The 3,027-nt window shown below is 73.5% G+C and carries 2 protein-coding genes and 1 pseudogene; all 3 read left to right on the top strand.

From position 1 onward, the window contains the following. The first annotated feature begins 189 nt into the window (after positions 1–189). Positions 190–540, top strand: a complete 351-nt coding sequence (locus tag GTW08_RS25590) for a hypothetical protein (protein WP_073577187.1) — start codon at positions 190–192, stop codon at positions 538–540. Next, positions 537–2,369 (top strand): hypothetical protein, encoded by a 1,833-nt coding sequence (locus GTW08_RS25585; RefSeq protein ID WP_073577186.1) that lies wholly within the window; start codon positions 537–539, stop codon positions 2,367–2,369. Before GTW08_RS25590 ends, GTW08_RS25585 begins: the two co-directional genes overlap by 4 nt. 2 nt (positions 2,370–2,371) lie before the next feature. Then, positions 2,372–3,027: pseudogene (locus tag GTW08_RS25580) on the top strand (hypothetical protein); the annotation flags it as partial.

Here is a 3,027-nt window from a genome sequence, read left to right as displayed (position 1 = left end):
GCGGACCTCCCGCCCCGTCCCCCCCCGGCGGCCCGGGAGGGCGGGGTCCGACGGCCCCTCGTGGCGCACGCCCGCACCTGCCCGCGCCCCGCGGCGCCGTCCACGACGGACGACGTCGCGGCTCGCCGCTCGGCGGGTGTCCACATCGGACTCCACTTCACTCCCCGTCACGAAAGAAGGAGACACGTCGTGCCTCAGCACCGCGCACGGTCCGCGTCCCGGGCCCGGCTGATCGCCGGCGGCGCCGCTCTCGCCGGCACCGCCCTGATCGGCCTGTCCGGGGCGGCCCAGGCGGCCACCCCGGACCTGGTCCCCGACCTCGGCGCGATCCTCAGCGCCCCGAACGACGACCAGCCCGACCCGGCGCCGACGGCGCCCCCGGTCGAGTCGTCCCACGAGGCGTTCGACTCCGACCAGCCGATCCAGCAGCTGCGCGACTTCGCCCCCGCGGGCGTCCCCGCCGCCGGGCTGGTCGACGTCGTGTCGAAGGCGCCCAAGCAGATCACCCCGACCTTCCTGTCCGGTGGGGCCGGCGAATGAGCCTGCTCCCGCAGTCCCGCTGGGCGCGGCGGGGGCTCATCGCCCTCGCGAGCGCCGCCGTCGTCGCCGGGGTCGTCGCGATCCCCGCGTCGGCCCAGGGAACGATCGACAAGGTCAAGTCCGAGGTCACCGGCGCCGACGGCAAGAGCTACTGGGTCGAGAACAACCTCACGCCGGAGGCCCGCCGGCAGTCCGCCGACGGACCCAGGAAGGAGTACGCGCTGGTCTGGGCCGGTGACGAGAACGTCGCCGACACCGCGGTCGCCGACGTGCGCAACCTGCCGGGGTCGCTGCTCGACCCGGTCGACAAGGTCCGCGACGCACTCCCCGGTCCGGACTTCCTGGCCGTCGTCGACGTCACCAAGGGCACCCCGGACTACGGCAAGGTCGTCAACACCGCGACCGTTGGCCCGCTCGTGGAGAACGAGCCGCACCACATGCAGTACTCGTGGCGCAAGGGCGACAAGATCTACGCGGGCGGCCTGTTCTCCGCGGCCACCTACGTCTTCGACGTCGCGGCGCTGCCGGAGATCAGGCTGTCGGGCATCTCGCTGCCGTCGCAGACGCTCTGCGGCTCGGTGCCGGACGCCTACTGGGTCCTCAAGGACGGCACCGCCTACGGCACCTACATGGGCGGCCCCGTCGCCCCGGGGCCGTGCCGTTACTCAGGCGGCGAGGTCCGCACCGGCAACGGCTTCGCGGGCTCTCCCGGCTCGGTGATCCGGTTCGACGAGGAGGGCAGGAACCTCGTCGAGGCCCCGGCCGCGACCGAGACGCCCGAGGACCCGACCCAGTGCCTCAACATGCCGGCCCTGGGCAACCCCACCTGCGCGAATCCGCACGGCATCCAGGTCCGCGAGGACCTGAACACCATGGTCACCAGTGACTACGCGGAGCCGCGGTCGATCATCCTCGACCCGGTGAAGAACCCGTCGCCGTACCTGCGCCGGCCCACCGTGCGGACCTGGGACATCTCCGACCTGAACAAGCCGAAGGTCACGTCGGTGCAGTACCTGCCGACCGGTCCGCGCTCCAACGGGGTCGACCCGCTGCGCAACGAGAACCGCGCCGTCATGGAGACCACGGTCACCAACCGGCCGGAGAACAAGGGCGCGTTCGCCCAGACCATGCAGGGCGGCGCCATCTTCTACACGCCGGACATCACCGCCGAGAACCCGGAGTGGAAGGAGGTCTTCGACCTGGGGACCTCCGCACCCGAGCTGGGTGTCGGTGGCGAGAACGGCGGCCCGAGCGCGAACGGCGGCTGGATCCAGACCAGCGCCGACGACACGACGCTCTACCACGCCACGATCGGTCGCAAGGCCGGCACGCTGGGCCCGGACGACAAGGGCACCGCGGGCGGGGTCATCGCGCTCGACATCGAGAAGCTCCTGGCCTCCGGCAACGCGCCGCAGTGCTCGATCGACACGATCGAGGAGACCACCGCCGGTGGCGCCGAGAGCGACTGCCCGACGATCAAGGGCACGGTCGGCATCAACCCGGACCAGACCGGCGCGGGCCCGCACTGGGGCGCGCTGGACAACCTGGAGCGCGGTGACGACGGCTACTACCGCCACACCGACCAGCCCAAGCGCCTCGCGACCGCGAACTACTTCGTGGCCCGCACCGGGCTCGACGGCGACCACAAGCTGTGCATGACCGACATCGCCCAGGACGGCTCGCTGAGCCTGGACGAGTCGTTCAAGGACGAGGACACCGGGGACACGTGCGTGAGCTTCAACCGCCAGCACTGGCCGCACGGTGACTTCGGCAACGCCAAGCCGCACTCGATGCTGTTCGTCGCGGCCGACGAGGACATCAAGGACTGATGATGTCCCCCTCGTCGATCGTGACGCTCGTGCCGGCCGGCGGGCTCCTGCCCGCCGGCCCGGCCGGGGACGCCCCCGCCCTGCTCCGTGCAGTGGCGGGGGCCGCCCCGGCGGTCCTCGCCCGAGGACCCCTCGACGGCGTGCCGTTCGCGGACACGGCCCTGCGGCTGGTCCTGCTCACCGCGCTCGCCGTGGTGGCCGGAACCGGTCTGGTCCGGGTCCTGGCCGGTGCGCCCGGACGCGCCGAGCGGGTCGTCGCGGGAGTCGCGGCGCTCGTCGCCGTCTCCGCCGCGGTTGCCGCGGTGACCCGGTCCGGCGCCGGGCTCACCGGCTGGACCCTGTTCCTCCTCCTGTTCACGGTCGCGGTACCGGCGCTGCTCGTCGGTCCCCGCCCGGTACTCGCCGTGCTGCCCGCAGCCGCCGTGACCGCGCTGCTGGTCCTCCAGCTCGCCGGCACCCCCGGCGCGCCGTGGTTCGCGCCGGACGCCGGGTACGCCGTCGCCGGGTCCCTGGCCGCCGGTGCGGCGGTGCACCTGGTCACCACCCGCACCGACGACGACACGCGGCCCGCCCGGGTGCGCGTGCTCGGCATCGCGGCGGGCACGGTGGGGGCCGTGCTCGCCGCGGTGCGGCTCGCCGGCGCCGGGCCGTTCTCGCT

Source organism: Pseudonocardia sp. SID8383, assembly GCF_009864975.1.
In the GTDB taxonomy this organism is placed as follows: domain Bacteria; phylum Actinomycetota; class Actinomycetes; order Mycobacteriales; family Pseudonocardiaceae; genus Pseudonocardia; species Pseudonocardia alni.
Note: the sequence above shows the minus strand (reverse complement) of the source record. Positions and strands in the feature narration are given on the sequence as shown.